Raw genomic sequence first — 23,473 nt, 5'->3', positions numbered from 1 at the left:
AAGAATGAAGCAGTCCTCTCCCCTCCTCTGCCGCCGCGCGCTGGTCGCGGCCCTTGCGCTGGCCGCCGCCGGCACCTCCTTCGCCCAAGCCACGTCCGTGCCCGTGCGCATCCTGGTCGGCGCGCCTCCCGGCGGCACCACCGACACCATGGCGCGCTCGCTCGCGCTGGAACTCGGCCGCGCGCTGGGCCGCACGGTGGTCGTGGAGAACCGTCCGGGCGCCGGCGGCAACATCGCCGCGGAAGCGGTCGCGCGCGCCGCGCCCGATGGCAACACGCTCCTCATGAGCTTCACCAGCCACGCGATCAACGCCAGCCTCTATCCCAGCCTGCCCTTCGACCCGGAGAAGGACTTCACGCCGCTGACGATGGTGTCGACGACGCCCGCGGTGCTGGTGGCGCATCCGTCGGTGCCGGCGAACGACGTGCGCGAGCTGATCGCGCTGGCCAAGGCCCGCCCGGGCAAGCTGAACTTCGCGATCGGCTCGCTGGGCTCCTCCGTGCACCTGGCCGGCGAAGCCTTCAAGATGATGTCCGGCACCTACATCGTGAACATCCCGTACAAGGGCACGTCGCCGGCGATCCAGGACGTGCTGGCCGGCCAGGTGGAGATGATGTTCGCCAACGTCGGCAACACCCAGGCCTACCTCAAGGCCGGCAAGCTCAAGGCCCTGGGCGTCACCAGCGCGAAGCGGCTGCCGCAGTACCCCGACGTGCCGGCCATCGCGGAGGTGCTGCCCGGCTACCAGTCCAGCGCCTGGTTCGGCCTGTTCGGGCCGGCGAAGATGCCGCCGGAGCTGGTCAGGAAGGTCAGCGACGCGGCCCGCCATGCCGTCACCTCGCCGGAGGTGAAGAAGCGCATCGAGTTCGAGGGCGCCACGCCCGTGGGCAATGCACCGGACGAATTCGCCCGCTTCGTGCACGAGGAGATCGCGCGCTGGGCCAATGTGGTGAAGTATTCGGGAGCGAAGCCGGAATGACCGCGCCCCAGTCCCTGGCGCAGAAGCTGCTGGCCCGCGCGGCCGGGCGCGAGGCGGTGAGCGTGGGCGAGATCGTGACCTGCCGCGTCGACCTCGCCATGTTCCACGATTCGTCCGGGCCCCGGCGCCTGCAGCCCATGCTGGAGCAGCTGGGCGCGGACATCTGGAACAAGGACAAGGTGGTGCTGGTGATGGACCACTACGTGCCGGAACGCAGCGAGGACGCCAGGCGCATCGTGCGCATCGCCCGCGAGTGGGCGCGCGAGCAGCAGCTGCCGCACGTGTACGACTCCGTGGGCATCTGCCACGTGGTCGTACCGCAGCACGGCCACATCCGGCCGGGCATGTTCTGCGTCGGCGGCGATTCGCATTCCCCCACGGGCGGCGCCTTCGGGGCCTACATGTTCGGCGTCGGCAGCACGGAGATGCTGGGCGTGGTGACGACCGGCCAGATCTGGGTGCAGGTGCCGCGCACGATCCTGATGCGCTGGGACGGCCGGCTCGCACGCCGCGTGACCGCCAAGGACATGATGCTGGCGATGACCGGCCGCTTCGGCATGAACGGCGGCGCCTATCAGGCCGTGGAGTTCGCCGGCGAAGCGGTGCGCGCGCTGCCCATGCAAGAGCGCATGACGCTGGCCAACATGAGCGCGGAACTCGGCGCCCAGGTGGGACTGGTCGCGCCCGACGCGGTCACGCGCGACTGGCTCGCGGCGCATGGGGCGCCGGGCGTGGACGTGGCCCCCTGGCATTCCGACCCGGGCAGCGCGTCCGAGGAGCACGTGTTCGACGCCGCCGCGCTCGCCCCGCAGGTTGCCGCTCCCTTCAGCCCGGCCAACGCGGGCGATGCGGACCGCTTCGCGGGCACGGCGATCCAGGCGGCCTACATAGGCGCGTGCACGGGCGCCAAGCTGGAAGACCTGCGCTTCGCGGCCGAAGTGCTGCGCGGCAAGCGGATCGCCGCCGGCGTGCGCCTGCTGGTGGCGCCGGCCAGCCACGCGGACCGCGACGAAGCCGCCCGCGAGGGAACCCTGCAGGCCTTGCAGGACGCCGGCGCCCAGCTCCTGCCCAGCGCCTGCGGCATCTGCGCGGGCTACGGCGACAGCCTGGAAGCGGACGAGACCGTCATCTCCAGCACGGCACGCAACTTCAAGGGCCGCATGGGGCCGCCGAGCACGCAGGTGTATCTCGCCTCCGCGTACACGGTCGCCGCGTCGGCGCTGGCCGGGCGCATCGTCGATCCGCGTGAGGTGCTGGCATGAGCACCGCACGGCCGCCCGATGGTGCTCGCGTGTGGAAACTGGGCGCGGAGGTGGACACCGACGCTCTGGCCCCCGGCGGCTGGATGCAGCACGGCGTGGACGTCATCGCGCAGCACTGCCTGGAGTCGCTGCGGCCCGAGTTCGCCGCCACCGTGCGACCCGGCGACGTGGTGGTCGCCGGCCGCGACTTCGGCATCGGCTCCTCCCGCGAGCAGGCGGCCGCGGCCCTGCGCCACCTGGGCGTGGCCGCCGTCATCGCCCCCTCGTTCGCGGGCCTGTTCTTCCGCAACGCCTTCAATCTCGGCCTGCTGCTCGTGACCTGCCCGGGCTGCGAGGCCATCGCCGAAGGCGAGCGCATCCGCTTCGACCCGCGCGCCGGCACCGTCACGCGCGAAGACGGCCAGGTGCTGAAGGCCGACCCCATCCCCGGCTTCCTGCTCGACATGGTCGAGGCAGGCGGGCTGCTTCCCCAACTGCAACGACGTTTCCAGGCGAGGACTCCGACGTGAACACACCGCTTTACGACCTGCTGATCAAGAACGTGCGGGTGGTGCGCCCGCACGGCAACGTGGTGCATGAGGCAGACATCGCGATGCGGGACGGCAAGTTCGCGCGCATCGCTCCCGGCATCGACCCGTCCCAGGCCAGGCAGGTGCAGGACGGGCGCGGCCTGCTCGCCTTCCCCGGCGTGGTCGATGCGCACATGCACAGCGGCATCTATTCACCGCTGGCGGAGGACGCCGTCACCGAGTCCAAGGCCGCGGCCATGGGCGGGGTGACCAGCAGCCTGAACTACTTCCGCACCGGCCAGTACTACCTGAACAAGGGCGGCCCCTACGCCGACTTCTATCCCGAAGTGCTGGCGCTGTCCCAGGGCCGCTTCCACGTGGACTACGGCTACCACCTCGCGCCCATGGACAGCACCCACATCGAGGAGATCCCGATGCTGATCGAGAAGCACGGCGTGGCCAGCTTCAAGATCTTCATGTTCTACGGCTCGCACGGACTGCACGGCGCCAGCGACTCGCAGCGCCAGTTCCTCATGATCGGTGAAGACCAGCGCTACGACTTCGCGCACTTCGAGTTCATCATGCGCGGCATCCAGGCGGCCCGCGAGAGCATGCCCGGGCGCGCGCACCAGATCTCGCTGTCGCTGCACTGCGAAACCGCGGAGATCATGACGGCGTACACGAAGATCGTGGAGAAGGACAAGTCGCTGTCGGGCCTGGCCGCCTACAGCGCCTCGCGGCCGCAGCACTCCGAAGGCCTGGCCGTCTTCATCGCCAGCTACCTCGCCAACGAGACGGCCCTGCCCAACATCAACCTGCTGCACCTGAGCTCACGCAAGGCGGTGCAGGCGGCGCTGATGATGGCGGACGTGTTTCCGCACATCGACTTCAAGCGCGAAGTGACCATCGGCCACCTCATGCTCGACGTCAACTCGCCGGCGGCGGAACTGGCCAAGGTCAACCCGCCCATCCGCCCGCGCGAGGACGTGGAGTTCCTCTGGCAGGCGCTGCTCGCGGGCGAGCTGGACTGGGTGGTCTCCGACCACGCCTGCTGCCGCCACGAAACCAAGGTGCCGAAGCACTATTTCGGCAACATCTGGATGGCCAAGAGCGGCTTCGGCGGCACCGAGTACCTGCTGCCAGCGCTGGTGAGCGAAGGCACGCGGCGCGGCATGGGCTACAACCACATGGCGCGCGTGACGAGCTGGACGCCGGCGCAGCGCTTCGGCCTCAACCGCAAGGGCGACATCGCCGAGGGCTACGACGCCGACCTGGCGCTGGTCGACCCGGCCAAGACCTGGACCATCCATGCCAAGGAGTCACCGTCGACGCAGGGCTACACCCCGTTCGAAGGACTGGAGCTGTCGGCGCGGGTCGAGGCCACCTATCTGCGCGGCGAGCAGGTGTACGCGCAGGACCAGGGCGTGATCGGCCAGCCGCGCGGGCAATACCTGTTCCGGCCGACGGCGTGAGCGCATGAGCCGCGTCGTCCGCACGGACCGCCTGGACGCGCCGGTGCGCGTGCCGGTGGCGATCGTGGGCGGCGGCGCCTGCGGGCTGGTGGCGGCCATCGCCTTGCGCGATGCGGGCGTGGACTGCGTGGTGATCGAACGCGATGCGACGCCCAGCGGCTCCACCGCGCTCTCCTCCGGCTTCATCCCGGCCGCGGGCACGCGCGTGCAGCAGGCGCTGGGCATCGCCGACAGCATCGCCGGCTTTGCCGAGGACATCACGGCCAAGGCCAAGGGACAGGCTGCGCCGCACCTCGTGCAGGCGTACGCCGAAGCTTGCGCGCCGGCGCTGGACAGCCTGGCCGGGCACGGGCTGCGTTTCGAGGTTCTCGGCAACTTCCTCTACCCCGGGCACCGCGTGCACCGCATGCACAGCCTGCCGGAACGCACGGGCGCCGCGCTGGTGGCCGCCTTGCACCGGGCCGCCGTGCAGGCGGGCGCGGACCTGCTCACGTCGGCACGCGTGGAGGACCTGTACGTCGACGACGCGGGTCGTGTGCTGGGCGTCGGCATCGCCCGCCCCGGCGGCGAGCGCGAGCGCATCGCCTGCGACGTCCTCCTGCTCGCCTGCAACGGCTTCGGCGGCAACCCGGCGCTCGTGCGCGAGCTGCTGCCGCAAATGCGTGACGCGACCTTCGCCGCACACGCAGGCAACGACGGCAGCGCCATCCTGTGGGGCAAGGCCCTGGGCGCGGCGCTCGCCGACCTGGGCGGCTACCAGGGCCACGGCTCCTGGGTGGTGCCGCAAGGTGCGCTCATGACCTGGGCGGTGATGATGCAAGGCGGCGTGCAGCTCAATGCCCGCGGCGAACGCTTCCATGACGAGACGCAGGGCTACTCGGAAGCGGCCGTGGACGTTCTGGCGCAGCCAGGCGGCATCGCCTGGAACGTGTTCGGCGACGCGCAGCTGGCGCTGGCCCGGGAGTTCCCGGATTTCCGCGATGCGGAGGCCGCCGGTGCCGTGCGCACGGCCCGCGACCGCGCCGGCCTGGCCGCGGTCATCGGATGCGAGGCGGCGGCCCTCGCGCCGGAGATCGAACGCCTGGGCCCGCCCTTCCATGCCGTGCGCGTGACCGGCGCCCTCTTCCACACCCAGGGCGGCCTGGACATCGATGCGGCCTGCCGCGTCCGCCGTCCCGACGGCTCCCTCTTCCCCAACCTGCTTGCTGCCGGCGGCGCCGCACGCGGCGTCAGCGGCAACGCGGTGTGGGGCTATCTCTCCGGCAACGGCCTGCTCAGTGCCGTGGCCGGCGGCTGGATCGCGGCGCATACGGCGGCCGCACAGCTTGCCGGCAGAAAGTAGTTCATGTCCCTTCGCACCCTCCTCGCGCGGCCGCAGCCGCTGCTGGCCCCCGGCGTCTACGACGCGCTCAGCGCCCTCGTCGCCGAACAGGCCGGCTTCGAAGCGCTGTACCTCTCCGGCGCCTCGATCGCCTACACGCGCCTGGGCCGCTCCGACGTGGGCCTCACCACCGCCACCGAAGTGGCGCAGACGCTGGCCCACATCACCGACCGCGTGCGCCTGCCGGTGATCGTCGACGGCGACACCGGCTTCGGCAACGCGCTGAACGTGCAGCGCACGGTGCGCGAATTCGAGCGCGCCGGCGCCGCGATGATCCAGCTGGAGGACCAGGGTTTCCCCAAGCGCTGCGGCCACCTGGATGGCAAGACGGTGGTGGCGGCGGCGGAGATGTGCGGCAAGCTGCGGGCGGCGCTCGATGCGCGGCGCAGCAGCGAGACGCTGATCCTCGCGCGCACCGACGCGCTCGCGATCGAGGGCCTGGACGCCGCGCTCGAACGCGCCGAGCGCTACCTGGAAACGGGCGTGGACGCGCTCTTCATCGAGGCCCTGCGCAGCCCGGAGCAGATGCGCGCGGCCTGCGGGCGTTTCGCCGCACGGGTCCCGCTGCTGGCGAACATGGTCGAAGGCGGCAAGACGCCGGTCATGAGCGCACAGGAGCTGGGCCAGGTCGGGTTCCGCATCGTCATCTTCCCGGGCGGCACCGCGCGGGCGGTGACGCACACCCTGCAGCGCTACTACGGAACGCTGCAGCAGGACGGCACGACGGCGGCGCTGCGCGGGCAGATGCTGGACTTCGACGGACTGAACGCCGTGATCGGCACGCCGGAGCTGCTGGCGGCGGGGAAGAAGTACGAGTGAAACATGTCATTGCGGGCTGGACCCGCAACGACATCGCAGCCTAGTGCTTTTCCTTCGCGTGGTTGATGGAGTACTTCGGGATCTCCACCACCACGTCCTTGTGGTCCAGGATCGCCTGGCAGGACAGCCGCGAGTTCGGCTCCAGGCCCCAGGCGCGGTCGAGCAGGTCTTCCTCGTTTTCGTCCATCTCGTTGAGCGAGGCGAAGCCCTCGCGCACGACCACGTGGCAGGTGGTGCAGGCGCAGCTCATGTCGCAGGCGTGCTCGATGGCGATGCCGTTGTCCAGCAGTGCTTCGCAGATCGAGGTGCCCGCGGGCGCCTCCACCTGCGCGCCGTTGGGCGCGTATTCGGGATGGGGCAGGATCTTGATGACGGGCATGGCTCAGATGGCCTCGAGGTTCTTGCCGGCCAGGGCCTTGCGGATGCCTTCGTTCATGCGCTGCGCGGCGAAGGCTTCGGTGCCCTTGGCCACGGCCTGCACGGCGGCTTCGACCACGGCCGCATCCTCGCTGGCCTTCAGGGTCTCGCGCAGCGTGGCGACCAGCGCGTCGATGCGTTGTCGTTCGGCCGCGTCGAGGAGGTCGCCGTCGGCCGCCAGCGCGCTCTGGGTGGCCAGGATCATGCGCTCGGCGTCCACGCGGGCCTCGGTCAGCGCGCGCGCCTTCATGTCGGCTTCCGCAGTCGTGAAGCTCTCCTGCAGCATCCTGGCGATCTGTTCGTCCGAGAGGCCGTAGGACGGCTTCACGTCCACGTTGGCCTCCACGCCGGAGGTCTGCTCGCGCGCGGACACGTGCAGCAGGCCGTCGGCATCGACCGTGAAGGTCACGCGGATGCGCGCCGCCCCGGCCACCATGGGCGGGATGCCGCGCAGCTCGAAGCGCGCCAGGCTGCGGCAGTCCGCCACCAGGTCGCGCTCGCCCTGCACCACGTGGATCGCCATCGCGGTCTGGCCGTCCTTGAAGGTCGTGAAGTCCTGCGCCTTGGCGCTCGGGATGGTCTCGTTGCGCGGCACGATGCGTTCGACCAGGCCGCCCATGGTCTCGATGCCCAGCGACAGCGGGATCACGTCCAGCAGCAGCAGGTCGCCGCCGGGGTCGTTGCCCGCGAGCTGGTTGGCCTGGATCGCCGCGCCCAGGGCCACGACCTCGTCCGGATCGAGGTTGACGAGCGGGTCGTGGCCGAAGAATTCCGCGACGGCACGGCGCACCTGCGGCATGCGCGTGGAGCCCCCCACCAGCACGACGCCCTTGATCTCGTCCTTCGTGAGCTTGGCGTCGCGCAGGGCCTTGCGCACCGCTCCCATGGTGCGCGCCGTCAGCGCGCCCGTTTCGAACTCGAAGTCCTTGCGCGACACCCGCACGTCGACGGCGCGGCCGGCGAGCGCGACGCTGGCCGTGACGGCCTCGGCGTCCGACAGCTGCTCCTTCACCTGGCGCGCCAGCATCTTGATGTGCGCCTTCTCGGACGGCGTCTCGGCCTCCAGCTTCGCCTGGCGCAGCAGCCAGTCGGCCAGGGCGCGGTCGTAGTCGTCGCCGCCCAGGGCGGAGTCGCCGCCGGTGGAGACCACCTCGAACACGCCTTGCGACAGCCGCAGGATGGAGATGTCGAAGGTGCCGCCGCCCAGGTCGTAGACGGCGTAGAGCCCTTCGCTGCCGTTGTCCAGCCCGTAGGCGATGGCGGCGGCCGTGGGCTCGTTGATCAGGCGCAGGACGTTGATGCCGGCCAGCTTCGCCGCATCCTTGGTGGCCTGCCGCTGCGCCTCGTCGAAGTACGCCGGCACGGTGATGACCGCGCCGTACAGGTCCTCGTTGAACGTGTCCTCGGCGCGGTGGCGCAGCGTGGCCAGGATCTCCGCGCTGGTTTCCACGGGCGACTTCTCGCCTTCGCGCGTGTGCAGCGTGACCATGCCGGGATGCTCGGCGAAACGGTAAGGCAGCTTCTCGCGGTTGGCGATGTCGGCGATGCCGCGGCCCATGAAGCGCTTGACCGAGGCGATGGTGTTCTCGGGGTCCTCGGCCTGCGCGGCCTGCGCATCGAAGCCGATCTGGCGGCGGCCCTGTCCGAGGTAGCGCACCACCGAGGGCAGGAGCACCCGGCCCTCGTCGTCGGGCAGGCATTCGGCCACGCCGTTGCGCACGGCGGCCACGAGGGAATGCGTCGTGCCGAGGTCGATGCCGACGGCGATGCGGCGCTGGTGGGGATCGGGCGAGGCGCCCGGTTCGGAAATCTGCAGGAGGGACATGGTCAGCCCTCTATTGTCCCAGCTGCGCGAGGCGCGAATCGACGTCGTGCGCAAAGCGCTCGATGAACATGAGGGCTCTCACCTGCTGGGCCGCCGCCGGCGCGTCGGCTTCGAGGTCCAGCAGCTGCTGGATGCTGGCCAGCACATCGCGCCGGCGCGTGGCGACGCGCTGCGACAGGGCGTCCAGCTCCTCCTCGTCCGCGGCCTCATCCAGGGACTCGCGCCACTCCATCTGCTCCATGAGGAACTCGGCGGGCATGGCGGTGTTGTTCTCGGCGTCGATGGGCGCGCCCAGCAACTGGCACAGGTAGGCCGCCCGCTTGAGCGGATCCTTCAGGCGCTGGTAGGCCTCGTTGATGCGCACCGACCACTGCAGCGCGGCGCGCTGGGCGCTCGCGCCCTGGGCGGCGAAGCGGTCGGGGTGGGCTTCGCGCTGGAGTTCCTTCCAGCGCGCATCGATCTCGGAACGCTCCTGCGCGAAGCGCTGCGGCAGGCCGAAGAGTTCGAAATCGCTGTAGTGCAGGTTCACCGTCGTCAGACGCGGAAGCTCTCTCCGCAGCCGCAGCGGTCGCGCTCGTTCGGGTTGTTGAACCGGAAGCCTTCGTTCAGGCCTTCGCGCACGAAGTCGAGCTCCGTGCCCTCGATGTAGGCCAGCGACTTGGGGTCCACGAGCAGCTTCACGCCGTGGTTCTCGAACACGATGTCTTCCGGCGCCACCTCGTCGACGTACTCGAGCTTGTACGCCAGCCCCGAACAGCCGGTGGTCTTGACGCCGAGGCGCACGCCGACCCCCTTCCCGCGCTTGGCGAGATACCGGGTGACGTGCCGGGCCGCGGCTTCGGTCAGTGTCACTGCCATCGCCTTCAGTTCGCGTGTTTCTTCTTGTAGTCCGCGACGGCGGCCTTGATGGCGTCTTCGGCGAGGATCGAGCAGTGGATCTTCACCGGCGGCAGCGCCAGTTCCTCGGCGATCTGCGCGTTCTTGATCGAGGCGGCCTGGTCCAGCGTCTTGCCCTTGACCCACTCGGTCACGAGCGAGCTGGAGGCGATCGCCGAGCCGCAGCCGTAGGTCTTGAAGCGCGCATCCTCGATGACGCCGGTGGACGGGTTCACCTTGATCTGCAGCTTCATCACGTCGCCGCAGGCGGGCGCGCCCACCATGCCGGTGCCGACGCTCTCGTCGCCCTTTTCGAAGGAGCCGACGTTGCGCGGGTTCTCGTAGTGCTCAACGACTTTTTGCGAATAGGCCATGTTGTGTTCTCCTGCTATGCCCCCGGGCCAGTCCCGGGATGGCAAAAACCTTCAATGCGCGGTCCACTGGATGGTGCTGATGTCGATGCCGTCCTGGTACATCTCCCACAAGGGGCTCAGCTCGCGCAGCTTGGCGACGTTCTGCTTGATCGTCGTCACCGCGTAATCGATCTCTTCCTCGGTCGTGAAGCGCCCGATCGTCATGCGCAGGCTGCTGTGCGCGAGTTCGTCGCTGCGGCCCAGGGCACGCAGCACGTAGCTGGGTTCCAGCGAGGCCGAGGTGCACGCCGAGCCGGAGGACACCGCCAGCCCCTTGATGCCCATGATCAGCGACTCGCCTTCGACGAAGTTGAAGCTCATGTTCAGGTTGTGCGGCACCCGGTGCTCCAGGTTGCCGTTGATGAAGACCTGCTCCACGTCCTTCAAGCCGACCAGCAAGCGCTGCTGCAGCTTGCGGGCGTGCTCCAGGTCCTCGTGCATCTCTTCCTTGGCGATGCGGAAGGCCTCGCCCATGCCCACGATCTGGTGGGTGGGCAGCGTGCCGGACCGCATGCCACGCTCGTGGCCACCGCCGTGCATCTGCGCTTCCAGGCGGATGCGCGGCTTGCGCCGGACATACAGCGCGCCTATGCCCTTGGGGCCATAGGTCTTGTGCGAAGCCAGGCTCATCAGGTCGACCGGCAGCTTCTTCAGGTCGATGTCGACCTTGCCCGTGGCCTGGGCGGCGTCGACGTGGAAGATCACGCCCTTCTCGCGGCAGATCGCGCCCAGCGTGGGGATGTCCTGGATGACGCCGATCTCGTTGTTCACGTACATGACCGAGGCCAGGATGGTGTCCGGACGGATCGCCGCCTTGAACTGCTCCAGGTCCAGCATGCCGTCTTCCTGAACGTCGAGGTAGGTCACCTCGAAGCCCTGGCGCTCGAGCTCGCGCGTCGTGTCCAGCACCGCCTTGTGCTCGGTCTTCACCGTGATGAGGTGCTTGCCCTTGCCCTGGTAGAAGTGCGCTGCGCCCTTGAGCGCGAGGTTGTTGGACTCGGTGGCGCCAGAGGTCCAGACGATCTCGCGCGGGTCGGCCCCGATCAGGTCGGCCACCTGCTGGCGCGCCTTCTCCACGGCCTCCTCGGCTTCCCAGCCCCACGCGTGCGAGCGCGAAGCGGGGTTGCCGAAGTGCTCGCGCAACCACGGGATCATGGCGTCGACCACGCGCGGGTCGACCGGCGTCGTCGCGCCGTAGTCCATGTAGATCGGGAAATGAGGCGTCATGTCCATTGCTGGCGTTCTTCTGCTGGCGGGTACGAAATGCTTATTGCTTGACGAGCTGGCTGCCCAGCGCGAACACCGAGTTCGGCGCGTTCACGCGGATGGGCTTGACCACCGGCGCGCTCGAGATCGCGCGCTTGGGCGTCGGCTTGTCTTCGATCTGCACGCCCTTGGCGAGCTGGTCCTCGACGAGCTTCTGCAGGCTGATGGAATCGAGGAACTCCACCATGCGCTGGTTCAGCGCGGACCACAGCTCGTGCGTCATGCACTGGCCGCCCTCGCCGTTGCAGTTTTCCTTGCCGCCGCACTGGGTGGCGTCGATCGGTTCGTCCACGGACACGATGATGTCCGCCACGGTGATCTCGGCCGCCTTGCGGCCGAGCGTGTACCCGCCGCCCGGGCCACGGGTGGATTCGACGAGCTCGTGCCGGCGCAACTTGCCGAACAACTGCTCCAGGTAGGACAGCGAAATGTGCTGGCGCTGGCTGATCGCCGCCAGCGTGACGGGACCATTGTTCTGGCGCAGTGCCAGATCGATCATTGCGGTGACCGCAAAGCGGCCTTTGGTCGTGAGACGCATCGCTAGCTCCTTTGCTGCTTGCTTTTCTGCCTGCGCGGAACCCCCGCGCCAAGCCGTCTCCACCCCTGCTCCGGCTGGTGCCGGACCCTCACGGCCGTGCTTTGGCGCCGGCCTGTTATGACTTGCTGGTGGGTTTCCTGACTATTTCGGTCAAGTATACCAGAAAACCCCGCTGCCGCTCTCGGGTACTCGGGTTTTTCTGCAGTGCACCAAGGATGGCTCAGGCCTCCAGCCGCGCGCGCACGTGCGCCAGCAGCCCTTCACATGCGGCTTCGACGTGGTCCAGCACGGTCTCGAAGCCCTGCTTGCCGCCATAGTAGGGATCGGCCACCACTTCGCCGAGATCCGTGGGCGCGAACTCCATCAGGCGGCGCAACTTGCCGACGTGCTCCGGCGGGCAGTCGTCCTCGAGCATCGCCAGGTTCTCGTGGTCCATGGCAAGGATGAGGTCGAAGCGCTCGAAATCGGCGAAGCCCACCTGCCGTGCGCGCAATGCCGACAGATCGTAGCCACGCAGCTTCGCATGGTGCTGGCTGCGCTCGTCGGGCGGCGAGCCCACGTGGTAGCCGTGGGTGCCGGCCGAATCGATCTCGATGCGGTCCTGCAGCCCCGCGTGCCGCACCAGGTGCCGGAACACGCCCTCGGCCGTCGGGCTGCGGCAGATGTTGCCCATGCAGATGAAGAGGACGGCGAACTCTGGCATCTCAGCCCTTCTTCTTGCCCTGATCGATCGGCACGACGTTGTCGTGCACCGATGCGCCGAAAGCCTGCTCCTTGAGCAGCGCGAGCTGGTCCCGCACCCGGGCGGCCTTCTCGAACTCCAGGTTGCGCGCGTGTTCGAGCATCTGCTTTTCCATCTGCTTGATCTTCCTGGAGATGTCCTTCTCGGACATGTCCTCGACCATCGCGCGCTGGAGTTCCTGCTTCTCCTGCTCCTTGCTGGCCTTCTCGCTGTAGACGCCGTCGATGAGGTCACGGACCTTCTTCTGGATGCTGCGCGGCGTGATGCCGTGCGCCAGGTTGTGCGCGACCTGCTTCTCGCGCCGGCGTTCGGTCTCGTCGATGGCCTTCTTCATGGAGTCGGTCATCTTGTCGGCGTACAGGATCGCGCGGCCGTTCAGGTTGCGCGCCGCCCGGCCTATGGTCTGGATCAGCGAACGCTCCGCGCGCAGGAAGCCTTCCTTGTCCGCATCGAGGATGGCCACCAGCGACACCTCGGGGATGTCGAGGCCCTCGCGCAGCAGGTTGATGCCCACCAGCACGTCGAACTGCCCCAGGCGCAGGTCGCGGATGATCTCCACGCGCTCCACGGTGTCCACGTCGCTGTGCAGGTAGCGCACCTTCACGCCGTTGTCGCTGAGGTAGTCGGTCAGCTGTTCGGCCATGCGCTTGGTCAGCGTCGTGATCAGGACGCGCTCGCTCTTTTCCACCCGGATGCGGATCTCCTGCAGTACGTCGTCGACCTGGTGGGTGGCCGGACGGACTTCCACCACCGGGTCGATCAGGCCGGTGGGACGCACCAGCTGCTCCACGACCTGGCCGGAATGGGTCTTCTCGTAGTCGGCCGGGGTGGCGGACACGAAGACGACCTGCCGCATGCGGGTCTCGAACTCCTCGAACTTCAGCGGCCGGTTGTCCATCGCCGAGGGCAGCCGGAATCCGTAGGCGACCAGGGTCTCCTTGCGCGCGCGGTCGCCGGCGTACATCCCATTGAGCTGCCCGATCATCTGGTGGCTCTCGTCCAGGAACATCAGCGCGTCCTTGGGCAGGTAGTCCGTCAGCGTGGACGGCGGTGCGCCCGGAGGCGCGCCCGAGAGGTGGCGCGTGTAGTTCTCGATGCCCTTGCAGTGGCCCAGCTCGGCCAGCATCTCCAGGTCGAAGCGGGTGCGCTGCTCCAGCCTCTGGGCCTCGACCAGCTTGCCTTCCTTGACAAAGAAGGCCAGCCGCTCCTTGAGCTCCATTTTGATGGACTCCACGGCGGAAACCACCTTCTCGCGCGGCGTCACGTAGTGGCTGGACGGATAGACCGTGAAGCGTGGCACCTTCTGGCGGATGCGGCCGGTGAGCGGGTCGAACAGCTGCAGCGTCTCGATCTCGTCGTCGAACAGCTCGATGCGGATCGCCAGCTCGCTGTGTTCCGCCGGGAAGATGTCGATCGTGTCGCCCCGGACCCTGAACGTTCCGCGGGCGAAGTCCTGCTCGTTGCGGTTGTACTGCATGCGAATGAGCTGGCCGATCACGTCCCGCTGGCCGATCTTGTCGCCCACCCGCATGATGAAGCGCATCTGCGTGTAGTCCTCGGGGGCGCCGATGCCGTAGATCGCGCTCACTGTGGCCACGATCACCGTGTCGCGCCGCTCCAGCACGCTCTTGGTCGCCGACAGCCGCATCTGCTCGATGTGCTCGTTGATCGAGCTGTCCTTCTCGATGAACAGGTCGCGCTGCGGAACGTAGGCTTCGGGCTGGTAGTAGTCGTAGTAGCTCACGAAGTACTCCACCGCGTTCTTCGGGAAGAACTCGCGGAACTCGGAGTACAGCTGCGCGGCCAGCGTCTTGTTGGGCGCGAACACGATCGCCGGACGCCCCAGGCGCGCGATGACGTTGGCCATGGTGAAGGTCTTGCCGGAGCCCGTCACGCCCAGGAGCGTCTGGAAGACCTCGCCGTCCTGGACGCCTTCCACCAGTTTCTCGATCGCCTGCGGCTGGTCGCCCGCAGGGGGGTAGGGCATGAAGAGTTCGAAGGGCGAGTCGGGAAAGGTGACGAATTCGCCGTCCTTGGCCTGCTGCTGGGCCTCGTCGGCCTGGGGTATTGCGCTCATTCGGGTAAGTACTGAATCGACCCATTAAAATTGCGGGCAGCCGGCCAGCGTACAACAGGCCGGGCGTTCTTGCCACCGCATCCCAAGGAACCCCATGTCCCTCTTCTCCGCCGTCGAAATGGCGCCCCGCGACCCGATCCTGGGCCTCACCGAGCAATTCGTCGCCGACACCAACCCGAAGAAGGTGAACCTCGGCGTCGGGGTCTATTACGACGACAACGGCAAGCTGCCGCTGCTCGAATGCGTGCAGAAGGCGGAGGAGAAGATGATGGCGGCCCACGCGGCGCGTGGTTATCTGCCCATCGACGGCATCGCCGCGTACGACGCTGCCATCAAGAGCCTGGTATTTGGGGCCGATTCCGAGCCGGTCAAGAGCGGCCGCGTCGCCGCGGTGCAGGCGCTGGGCGGGACGGGCGGACTGAAGATCGGCGCCGACTTCCTGTTCAAGCTCGACCCGAAGGCCAGGGTCCTCATCAGCGACCCGAGCTGGGAGAACCACCGCGGCATCTTCCGCGACGCGGGTTTCGAGGTGGACACCTATCCCTATTACGACGCCGCCCGCCGGGGCATCAACTTCGACGGCATGCTCACCGCGCTGAACACCGCGCCGGCCGGCACCGTCGTGGTCCTGCACGCCTGCTGCCACAACCCCACGGGGTACGACCTCACCCCGGCCCAATGGGACCAGGTGGTCGCCGCCGTCAAGGCGCGCAAGCTGGTCGCCTTCCTGGACATGGCTTACCAGGGCTTCGCCCAGGGCATCGTCGAAGACGGGTTGGCCGTGCAGAAATTCCTGGCTTCCGGCGAGAACTTCTTCGTCTCGACCTCCTTCTCCAAGAGCCTGAGCCTGTACGGCGAGCGCGTCGGTGCCCTGTCCGTGCTGTGCGGCGACAAGGAGGAAGCCACGCGCGTGCTGTCGCAGCTGAAGATCGTCATCCGGACCAACTACAGCAACCCGCCCACGCACGGCGGCCAGATCGCGGCCACCATCCTGAACACGCCCGAGCTGCGCGCCTTGTGGGAACAGGAACTCGCCGGCATGCGCAGCCGCATCAAGCAGATGCGCCTGGCCATCGTCGACAAGCTCAAGGCCAGGGGCGTGAAAGGGGACTTCAGCTTCATCGCCCAGCAGGTCGGCATGTTCAGCTACTCGGGCTTGAGCAAGGAGCAGATGCTGCGTCTGCGCAACGAATTCGGTGTCTACGGCATCGACAGCGGCCGCATCTGCGTGGCGGCGCTCAACAGCAAGAACATCGACTACGTGGTCGAGTCGATCGCCAAGGTGGTCGGCTAAGCGAAGCGATCGGCGTCCCGGGTGCAGGCGGGACGCGGATTCCACGAAAAACGCGGCCTGCGGGCCGCTTTCCTCTTGCTGTCGCACACCGGACAGCATCGCCCCCCTCGTGGTAGGGGGACTGCTCATCCGTAGTTCTACCTCGTGCAGCCTAGCTTTACCACTGGTATATTGCACTGCAACAACAGTCCCGGAACCCCATGCTCTATCAGATCTACGAAGCGCAGCGAACCCTCATGGAGCCGTTCGCCGATTTCGCGCAAGCGGCTTCCAAGCTGTACAGCAATCCCCTGTCCCCCTTCGGCCAGGTGCCGCTCGCCCAGCGCATTTCGGCCGCGTATGACCTGCTGTACCGCCTCGGCAAGGACTACGAGAAGCCCGAGTTCGGCATCAAGACCGTCGACGTCGACGGCACCGACGTCATCATTCACGAGATCATCGAGATCGACAAACCGTTCTGCGAGCTGCGTCGCTTCAAGCGCTTCACGGACGACGACGCCACGCTGAAGACGCTCAAGGAGCAGCCGACCGTGCTGGTCGTGGCGCCGCTGTCCGGGCACTACGCCACGCTGTTGCGTGACACGGTGCGCACGCTGCTGCGCGACCACAAGGTCTATATCACCGACTGGAAGAACGCGCGCACCGTACCGCTGGAACAAGGTGCCTTCCATCTCGACGACTACGTCAACTACGTGCAGGAGTTCATCCGCCACCTGCAGCGCGAGTACGGCAACTGCCACGTGATGAGCGTCTGCCAGCCCACCGTTCCGGTGCTGGCGGCGGTGTCGCTGATGGCCAGCCGCGGCGAGCCCACGCCGCTGACCATGACGATGATGGGCGGCCCCATCGATGCGCGCAAGTCGCCCACCGCGGTCAACAACCTCGCGATGAACAAGAGCCACCAGTGGTTCGAGAACAACGTGATCTACCGCGTCCCCACCAGCTTCCCGGGTGCGGGCCGGCGGGTGTATCCCGGCTTCCTGCAGTACTCGGGCTTCGTGGGCATGAACCCCGACCGCCACCTTTCCAGCCACTACGACTACTTCAAGCACCTGGTGGCCGGCGACGATGCGTCCGCCGAAGCGCACCGCCAGTTCTACGACGAGTACAACGCCGTCCTCGACATGGACGCGGACTACTACCTCGACACGATCCGGGTGGTGTTCCAGGAGTTCAACCTGGTCCACGGCACCTGGGACGTGAAGAACCCGGCGGGCAAGGTGGAGCGGGTGCGCCCCGAGGACATCAAGACCACGGCGCACCTCACCATCGAGGGCGAACTGGACGACATCTCCGGCGCGGGCCAGACCGCTGCGGCGCACGATCTCTGCTTCAACGTGCCGAAGGCGCGACAGAAGCACATCGAGGTCAAGGGCGCGGGCCATTACGGCATCTTCAGCGGCCGCCGCTGGCGCGAGATCGTGTACCCGCAGGTGCGCGACTTCATCAGGCAATTCGACCAGCCCGCCGCCGAAAGCAAGCGCCCCGCGCGCAAGGCGGTCGCGGCCGCACGGCGCGCTCCCGAGGCGGCGCGCGCCTCCAGCCCGGCGCGCGCCCGGCGCAGGTGAACGCGCAGGCGGCGCGCCTGCACGCCGCCCTGCCCCAGACGCAGTGCACGCGCTGCGGCTATCCGGATTGCGCCGGCTATGCCGAAGCCATCGCAGGCGGTGAAGCGGAGATCAACCGCTGCCCGCCCGGTGGTGCGCAAGGCATCGTGCGCCTGGCGGAGATCGCCGCCCGCACGCCTGTCGCGCTGGACCCCGAAGTCGGTGTCGAAGGCCCGCGCATGCTGGCGGTGATCGACGAGAACTGGTGCATAGGCTGCACCCTGTGCCTGGACGCCTGCCCCACGGACGCGATCGTCGGCGGCAACAAGCGCATGCACACGGTGATCGAGCCCTATTGCACCGGCTGCGAGCTGTGCGTTCCCGTCTGCCCCGTCGACTGCATCTCCCTGGAAAACGCCAGTGGCGAGCGCACCGGCTGGCAGGCCTGGTCGCAGCCACAGGCGGATCTGGCGCTGGCCCGCTACGAGGCGCGCAAGGCGCGCAAGCAGCAAGAAGCCGCCGAGCACGCGCATCTCCTGGAGCAGAAGGCCCGGGCGAAGCTGGCAGACCTGCCGGCGCAGACGCACGGCGCCGAAGGCGAGGAGCTGGCGCGCAAGAAGTCGGTGATCGAGGCGGCACTGGCGCGTGCCCGCGCGAAGCGGGGCGAGTGACGCTGCATGTCATTGCGGGATGGCGCCGCAATCGAAGGGGCGCCCCATCAGCCGCTGCCCGGATCCCGGCCCGCGGCCGGGATGGCACCGTCTAGCCCAGCGCGTCGTTCACCTGCTCGTTGAACTCGGCCTGGCTCAAGGCCGCGCCCAGTTCCAGCGGCAGCGCGTCGCGGATCGAGAACACGCCCAGCACCTTGCGATCGGGAGCGACGATGGGCAGGTGCCGGAAGCCGCGTTCCAGCATGGTCACCACCGCATCGGACACGGGGGTCTCCGGCGGCACGCAGTGCGGTTGCGGCGTCATGATCTGCGCCAGCGTCGTGTGCTTCGGCTCCAGCGCCTTGGCCAGCACGCGCGTCATGAGGTCGCGCTCGGTGACAATGCCTAGCAGGCGGTCCGGCGGCTCCATCACCAGGATGCTGCCGCAGTTGGCGCGCGTCATGGCGCAGGCAGCCTCCCACACGTTGGCTTGCGGGCCGAGGCTCAGCACGTGCCGCTTGGTGATGGACTGGAAGACGGTTCTTTCGGCCATGGCAGGCTCCTCGGGTGGACTGCAGCGGCCGGCCTCCCTCGCCGGTCAGGAACTACCGCAATGATGCGTTGATCTTCGCGAGGACGCCAGTACCGGGACAAAGTTCGGGGGCATCCAGCGAGTTGAGCGGGCGGGCCGTGGTGTTCAGCGCGGTGTGCAGGTCGGTGGCGAGCGGATCGACGTAGAGGAGCCCGGTCAGCACCTCGCCCCGGGCCTGGTGCTCCTGCATGAAGGCCATCGCGGCGTAGCGGTCGGTCGGGTCGTACTCGGGATGCAGGCTGCGCAGGCGCAGCAGCGTGCCGTCGTGCTGGCGCACGTCCACGACTTCGCCCGGGGCGGCGCTGGCGGTGAGCTCCTCGCGCTCCGTGATGAAGTCGATGCGGCTGACGGCTTCGTTGTGCTCGCGCACGTAGTCGTAACTCTTCGTGCTGCCCGGGTGGTTGTTGAAGGCCACGCAGGGGCTGATCACGTCGATGAAGGCCGCACCGCCATGGGTCATCGCGCCCTTGATCAGGGGCACCAGCTGCTCCTTGTTGCCCGAGAAACTGCGCGCCACGTAGGTCGCGCCGAGCTGCAGCGCCATGCCCACCAGGTCGACGGGGCTGTCGCTGTTGATCACCCCCTTCTTGCTCTTGCTGCCGCTGTCCGCAGTGGCCGAGAACTGCCCCTTGGTGAGGCCGTAGACCCCGTTGTTCTCCACGATGTAGGCCATGCGCACGCCGCGGCGCATGGCGTGGGCGAACTGGCCCAGGCCGATGGAGGCGGAGTCGCCGTCGCCCGACACGCCCAGGTACAGCAGGTCGCGGTTGGCGAGGTTGGCGCCCGTGAGCACCGAAGGCATGCGCCCATGCACCGTGTTGAAGCCGTGCGAAGCGCCCAGGAAGTAGTCCGGCGTCTTGGAGCTGCAACCGATGCCGCTGAGCTTGGCCACCCGGTGCGGCTGGATGTCCAGCTCCCAGCAGGCCTGGATGATGGCCGCCGAAATGGAGTCGTGGCCGCAGCCGGCACAGAGCGTCGAGACCTTGCCTTCATAGTCGCGCCGGGTGTAGCCGACCTTGTTCTTCTCCAGCGTCGGGTGGCGCAGCGGCGGTTTGGTGATGTAGGTCATGCAAGGTTCTCCGCGGCGGCCTGCACGTGCGAGGTGATGGCGTCCATGATGAAGCGGGCGGTGATCGGCGTGCCGTCGTAGTGCAGCACCTTGACCAGGCGCGCGGGATCGATCTCCAGCTCGTTGACCAGCAGCGTGCGCATCTGCGCGTCGCGGTTCTGCTCCACGACGAAAACACGTTCGTGGCGCGCGATGAAATCCGCCACGCTGTCGTCGAAGGGGAAGGCGCGCAGCCGCAGGGCGTCCAGGTGGACGCCCTCGCTGGCCAGCACGTCGAGCGCCTCCTGCATCGCCGGGCTGGTCGAGCCGAAATAGATGACACCGAGCCTGGTGTCGCCCGCCGCGCGCTGCAGCACGGGCGGCGGGACCAGCGTGGCCGCGGTGCGGATCTTGCGCAGCAGGCGCTCCATGTTGTAGACGTAGTCGGGCCCGCGCTCCGAGTAGCGCGCATAAGGATCCCGGGTCGTGCCGCGCGTGAAGTAGGAGCCCTTGGTCGGGTGCGTTCCCGGCAGCGTGCGCCAGGGGACGCCGTCGCCGTCCACGTCCTTGTAGCGGCCGAAGTCGCGCCCGGCTTCCAGCTCCTCGGCGCTCATCACCTTGCCGCGGTCGTAGCCAGCGCCCTCTTCCCAGGCGAAGGGCCTGCACAGGCGCTGGTTCATCCCGATGTCGAGGTCGGTCATGACGAAGACCGGCGTCTGCAGGCGATCCGCGAGGTCCAGCGCGCGCGCGGCGTGCTCGAAGCATTCGTGCGGGTCCTCGGGGAACAGCAGCACGTGCTTGGTGTCCCCGTGCGAGGCGTAGGCGCACGCCAGGATGTCGGCCTGTTGCGTGCGTGTGGGCATGCCGGTGGACGGTCCGCCACGCTGCACGTTGATGATCGTGACCGGGATCTCGGCGAAATAGGCCAGGCCGATGAACTCTGTCATGAGGGAGACGCCCGGCCCGGAAGTGGCCGTGAAGGCCCGGGCACCGTTCCAGCCCGCGCCCACCACCATGCCGATGGAGGCGATCTCGTCCTCGGCCTGCACGATGGCATGGCGGTTCTGGCCGGTTTCGCGGTCCACGCGCAGCTTGCCGCAATAACGCTGGAAGGCCTCGGCCACCGAGGACGAAGGCGTGATCGGATACCAGGCCGCCACGGTGGCGCCGCCGTACACGCAGCCCAGGGCCGCCGCGCTGTTGCCGTCCACGAAGATCCGGTCGCCCACGCGGTCCGCCCGGCGCACGCGGATGCCCAGCGGCCAGCGCAGGTGCTCCTGCGCGAATTCGCGCCCGAGCTGCAGGGCCTGCACATTGGACGCGAGCAGCTTCTCCTTGCCCCTGTATTGCTCGCCGAACAGCTTCTCGATCTCCGCCGGATCGATCTCCAGCAGCACCGAGAGCGCGCCCACGTAGACGATGTTCTTGAACAGCTGGCGCTGGCGCGGGTCGCTGTAGACGGCGTTGCAGATCTCCGTGAGCGGCATGCCGATCACGTGGATGTCCTCGCGGAACGCTGCGGGCGGCAGCGGGCGCGTGTTGTCGTAGAAGAGGTAGCCACCCGGCGAGAGTTCCGCCACGTCGGCGTCCCAGGTCTGCGGATTCATGGCCACCATCATGTCGACGCCGCCACGCCGGCCCAGCCAGCCCTGCTCCGTCACGCGGACCTCGTACCACGTGGGCAGCCCCTGGATGTTGCTGGGAAAGATGTTGCGCGGGCTGACCGGCACGCCCATGCGCAGGATCGATTTGGCGAACAGCTCGTTGGCGGAGGCCGAACCGGACCCGTTCACGTTGGCGAACTTGACGACGAAATCGTTGACCGCTTCGATCGCTTTCATGCAACCTCCCCCGGGCTTGTCCCGGCGCTCATCCGTGCACCTCCGCCGCGGGACCCTGCACCCGCATCCCCGCGACCGCGCTCTTGAACAGGAACTTCTGCATGTCCCAGGCGCCGGTGGGGCAGCGCTCGGCGCACAGTCCGCAGTGCAGGCAGACGTCCTCGTCCTTCACCATGACCCGGTTGGTCTTGAGGCCGCCCGACACGTAGAGGTCCTGCGCCAGGTTCAGGGCGGGCGCCTTCAGGCGCTGCCGCAACTCGGCCTCCTCGCCGTCCGCCGTGAAGCTGATGCAGTCCATGGGGCAGATGTCCACGCAGGCGTCGCACTCGATGCAAGCCGCTTGGTGGAACACCGTCTGCACGTCGCAGTTGAGGCAGCGTTGCGCCTCGCGGAAGGCGGTGGCCTCATCGAACCCCAGTTCCACCTCCACGCGGATGCTGGCCAGCGCCTTCTCGGCCTGCGCCCAGGGCACGCGGAAGCGCGCGTCCAGCGAGGTCTCGTTGTGGTAGCTCCACTCGTGGATGCCCATCTTCTGCGACATCAGGTTCACCGTGGGCGCGGGCCGCATGCGCGGGTCCTCGCCGTGCAGCAGCCGGTCGATGGAGATCGCCGCATCGTGGCCGTGCGCCACCGCGGTAATGATGTTCTTGGGCCCGAGCGCCGCATCGCCGCCGAAGAAAACGCGCGGCACCGTGGACTGGAAGGTCGCCTTGTCCAGCTGCGGCAGTCCCCAGCGATCGAAGGCGATCCCGCAATCGCGCTCGATCCAGGGGAAAGAATTCTCCTGGCCGACCGCGATCAGCACCTCGTCGCACGGGAAGAAGGGATCGGGCTCCCCCGTGGGCACCAGCGCGCGGCGGCCCTGCGCGTCGTATTCGGCGCGCACGACCTCGAAGCTCATGCCCACCAGCCGCCCGCCTTCGTGCACGAAGGCCTTGGGCACGTGGTAGTTGATGATGGGGATGCCTTCGTGCATGGCATCCTCCTTCTCCCAGGGGGAAGCCTTCATTTCCTCGAAACCGCTGCGCACGATGACCTTCACCTCCTCGCCGCCCAGGCGGCGGGCCGAGCGGCAGCAGTCCATGGCGGTGTTACCGCCCCCGAGCACGATCACGCGCCTGCCCACCTTGGTGACGTGCCCGAAGGAGACCGAGGCGAGCCAGTCGATGCCGATGTGGATCTGCTCCGCGGCCTCGCGCCGGCCCGGCAGCTCCAGGTCGCGTCCGCGCGGGGCGCCGCAGCCGACGAAGATCGCGTCGAAGCCTTCCGACATCAGTGCCTTCATGGACTCGATGTGCCGGCCGGGCACGAACTCCACGCCGAGGTCGAGGATGTAGCCGCACTCCTCGTCGATCACCTCCTCGGGCAGGCGGAAGCGCGGCACCTGCGTGCGCATGAAGCCGCCCGGCCGCGCCTCGCCTTCGAACACCGTCACCTCGTAGCCCAGCGGCGCCAGGTCGCGCGCCACCGTGAGCGATGCGGGTCCCCCGCCCACGCAGGCCACGCGCAGCCCGTTGCGCGGCGCGCTCTGCGGCATGCGCTGGCGCACGTCGCCCTTCATGTCCGCGGCGACCCGCTTCAGGCGGCAGATCGCCACGGGTTCCGGATCGCCGGTGTTGCTCTGCTCGACGCGGCCGCGCCGGCAGGCCGGCTCGCACGGCCGGTCGCAAGTACGCCCGAGGATCCCCGGGAACACGTTGGAAACCCAGTTCACCATGTAGGCGTCGCCGTAGCGGCGCTGGGCGATCAGGCGGATGTATTCGGGTACCGGCGTGTGGGCGGGGCACGCCCACTGGCAGTCCACGACCTTGTGGAAGTACGCCGGGTTCGCGATGTTCGTCGGCTGCAAGAAGGCCTCCTCACGCGGATGGCCCGGGGGACCCCCGGACCGGCGGCCAGTCTACGCCGCCGCTGGAGCGGACGCC

22 protein-coding genes are annotated in these 23,473 nt (G+C 68.3%); 9 read left to right on the top strand and 13 right to left on the bottom strand.

Features of this window, described 5'->3' with window-relative positions; translation table 11 throughout:
- Window positions 1-4: 4 nt before the first annotated feature.
- The 6 genes from AC3EGR_RS03335 to AC3EGR_RS03310 are packed head-to-tail and all read left to right on the top strand — an operon-like array spanning window position 5 to window position 6,422.
- Window positions 5-979 (top strand): tripartite tricarboxylate transporter substrate binding protein, encoded by a 975-nt coding sequence (locus AC3EGR_RS03335; RefSeq protein ID WP_488545019.1) that lies wholly within the window; start codon window positions 5-7, stop codon window positions 977-979.
- The gene (locus AC3EGR_RS03330) at window positions 976-2,241 is read left to right on the top strand and encodes a 3-isopropylmalate dehydratase large subunit (RefSeq protein WP_488545018.1); all 1,266 of its coding nucleotides are present in this window, start codon (window positions 976-978) and stop codon (window positions 2,239-2,241) included. Before AC3EGR_RS03335 ends, AC3EGR_RS03330 begins: the two co-directional genes overlap by 4 nt.
- The gene (locus tag AC3EGR_RS03325; protein WP_488545017.1) at window positions 2,238-2,750 is read left to right on the top strand and encodes a LeuD/DmdB family oxidoreductase small subunit; all 513 of its coding nucleotides are present in this window, start codon (window positions 2,238-2,240) and stop codon (window positions 2,748-2,750) included. The genes AC3EGR_RS03330 and AC3EGR_RS03325 overlap by 4 nt, the downstream gene beginning before the upstream one ends.
- Complete coding sequence (locus AC3EGR_RS03320) at window positions 2,747-4,222, top strand: dihydroorotase (RefSeq protein ID WP_488545016.1); 1,476 nt, start codon at window positions 2,747-2,749, stop codon at window positions 4,220-4,222. Before AC3EGR_RS03325 ends, AC3EGR_RS03320 begins: the two co-directional genes overlap by 4 nt.
- Window positions 4,223-4,226: 4 nt before the next feature.
- The gene (locus tag AC3EGR_RS03315) at window positions 4,227-5,564 is read left to right on the top strand and encodes an FAD-dependent oxidoreductase (RefSeq protein ID WP_488545015.1); all 1,338 of its coding nucleotides are present in this window, start codon (window positions 4,227-4,229) and stop codon (window positions 5,562-5,564) included.
- 3 nt (window positions 5,565-5,567) lie between these two features.
- Window positions 5,568-6,422 (top strand): isocitrate lyase/PEP mutase family protein, encoded by an 855-nt coding sequence (locus AC3EGR_RS03310; protein WP_488545014.1) that lies wholly within the window; start codon window positions 5,568-5,570, stop codon window positions 6,420-6,422.
- Window positions 6,423-6,462: 40 nt separating this feature from the next.
- On the opposite strand, the gene fdx is transcribed toward AC3EGR_RS03310, so the two are convergent.
- From fdx to uvrB, 9 genes are all read right to left on the bottom strand, one after another.
- Complete coding sequence (gene fdx, locus AC3EGR_RS03305; protein ID WP_488545013.1) at window positions 6,463-6,801, bottom strand: ISC system 2Fe-2S type ferredoxin; 339 nt, start codon at window positions 6,799-6,801, stop codon at window positions 6,463-6,465.
- A gap of 3 nt (window positions 6,802-6,804) precedes the next feature.
- Complete coding sequence (gene hscA, locus AC3EGR_RS03300) at window positions 6,805-8,664, bottom strand: Fe-S protein assembly chaperone HscA (RefSeq protein ID WP_488545012.1); 1,860 nt, start codon at window positions 8,662-8,664, stop codon at window positions 6,805-6,807.
- A gap of 10 nt (window positions 8,665-8,674) precedes the next feature.
- A complete protein-coding gene (hscB, locus tag AC3EGR_RS03295; protein ID WP_488545011.1) occupies window positions 8,675-9,193 on the bottom strand; it encodes a Fe-S protein assembly co-chaperone HscB in 519 nt (172 codons plus the stop codon).
- A 5-nt stretch (window positions 9,194-9,198) separates the two neighbouring features.
- Window positions 9,199-9,522 (bottom strand): iron-sulfur cluster assembly protein IscA, encoded by a 324-nt coding sequence (iscA, locus tag AC3EGR_RS03290; protein WP_488545010.1) that lies wholly within the window; start codon window positions 9,520-9,522, stop codon window positions 9,199-9,201.
- A gap of 5 nt (window positions 9,523-9,527) precedes the next feature.
- Window positions 9,528-9,914 carry a Fe-S cluster assembly scaffold IscU gene (iscU, locus tag AC3EGR_RS03285; protein WP_488545009.1) on the bottom strand — a complete coding sequence of 129 codons (387 nt, stop codon included), beginning with the start codon at window positions 9,912-9,914 and terminating at the stop codon, window positions 9,528-9,530.
- Window positions 9,915-9,965: 51 nt separating this feature from the next.
- Entirely contained in the window at window positions 9,966-11,186 is a 1,221-nt protein-coding gene (locus tag AC3EGR_RS03280) for an IscS subfamily cysteine desulfurase (RefSeq protein ID WP_488545008.1), read from the bottom strand.
- Between the two features lie 34 nt (window positions 11,187-11,220).
- Entirely contained in the window at window positions 11,221-11,757 is a 537-nt protein-coding gene (gene iscR / locus AC3EGR_RS03275; RefSeq protein ID WP_488545007.1) for a Fe-S cluster assembly transcriptional regulator IscR, read from the bottom strand.
- A 220-nt stretch (window positions 11,758-11,977) separates the two neighbouring features.
- Window positions 11,978-12,460: a low molecular weight protein-tyrosine-phosphatase gene (locus AC3EGR_RS03270; RefSeq protein ID WP_488545006.1), complete on the bottom strand. Its 483-nt coding sequence runs from the start codon at window positions 12,458-12,460 to the stop codon at window positions 11,978-11,980.
- 1 nt (window position 12,461) lies between these two features.
- Window positions 12,462-14,576, bottom strand: a complete 2,115-nt coding sequence (gene uvrB / locus AC3EGR_RS03265; protein WP_488545005.1) for an excinuclease ABC subunit UvrB — start codon at window positions 14,574-14,576, stop codon at window positions 12,462-12,464.
- A 94-nt stretch (window positions 14,577-14,670) separates the two neighbouring features.
- Here uvrB and AC3EGR_RS03260 point away from each other — a divergent pair, with 94 nt between their 5' ends.
- The 3 genes from AC3EGR_RS03260 (at window position 14,671) to rsxB (ending at window position 18,088) form a co-directional block, all read left to right on the top strand.
- The gene (locus tag AC3EGR_RS03260) at window positions 14,671-15,870 is read left to right on the top strand and encodes an amino acid aminotransferase (RefSeq protein WP_488545004.1); all 1,200 of its coding nucleotides are present in this window, start codon (window positions 14,671-14,673) and stop codon (window positions 15,868-15,870) included.
- A gap of 200 nt (window positions 15,871-16,070) precedes the next feature.
- Window positions 16,071-17,438 (top strand): polyhydroxyalkanoate depolymerase, encoded by a 1,368-nt coding sequence (locus tag AC3EGR_RS03255; protein ID WP_488545003.1) that lies wholly within the window; start codon window positions 16,071-16,073, stop codon window positions 17,436-17,438.
- On the top strand, window positions 17,435-18,088 hold the full coding sequence (gene rsxB / locus AC3EGR_RS03250; protein WP_488545002.1) for an electron transport complex subunit RsxB: 654 nt from the start codon (window positions 17,435-17,437) through the stop codon (window positions 18,086-18,088). The genes AC3EGR_RS03255 and rsxB overlap by 4 nt, the downstream gene beginning before the upstream one ends.
- A 91-nt stretch (window positions 18,089-18,179) precedes the next feature.
- On the opposite strand, the gene AC3EGR_RS03245 is transcribed toward rsxB, so the two are convergent.
- Genes AC3EGR_RS03245 through AC3EGR_RS03230 form a run of 4 tightly spaced genes read right to left on the bottom strand, consistent with a single transcriptional unit; the run spans window position 18,180 to window position 23,397 of the window.
- A complete protein-coding gene (locus tag AC3EGR_RS03245) occupies window positions 18,180-18,620 on the bottom strand; it encodes a CBS domain-containing protein (protein WP_488545001.1) in 441 nt (146 codons plus the stop codon).
- A gap of 52 nt (window positions 18,621-18,672) precedes the next feature.
- Window positions 18,673-19,728 carry a 2-oxoacid:ferredoxin oxidoreductase subunit beta gene (locus AC3EGR_RS03240; protein ID WP_488545000.1) on the bottom strand — a complete coding sequence of 352 codons (1,056 nt, stop codon included), beginning with the start codon at window positions 19,726-19,728 and terminating at the stop codon, window positions 18,673-18,675.
- The gene (locus tag AC3EGR_RS03235) at window positions 19,725-21,548 is read right to left on the bottom strand and encodes a 2-oxoacid:acceptor oxidoreductase subunit alpha (RefSeq protein WP_488544999.1); all 1,824 of its coding nucleotides are present in this window, start codon (window positions 21,546-21,548) and stop codon (window positions 19,725-19,727) included. Before AC3EGR_RS03235 ends, AC3EGR_RS03240 begins: the two co-directional genes overlap by 4 nt.
- A gap of 28 nt (window positions 21,549-21,576) precedes the next feature.
- Window positions 21,577-23,397: an FAD-dependent oxidoreductase gene (locus AC3EGR_RS03230; RefSeq protein WP_488544998.1), complete on the bottom strand. Its 1,821-nt coding sequence runs from the start codon at window positions 23,395-23,397 to the stop codon at window positions 21,577-21,579.
- Window positions 23,398-23,473: the final 76 nt, after the last annotated feature.

It is taken from the genome of Ramlibacter sp. G4-7, assembly GCF_057784995.1.
Note: the sequence above shows the minus strand (reverse complement) of the source record. Positions and strands in the feature narration are given on the sequence as shown.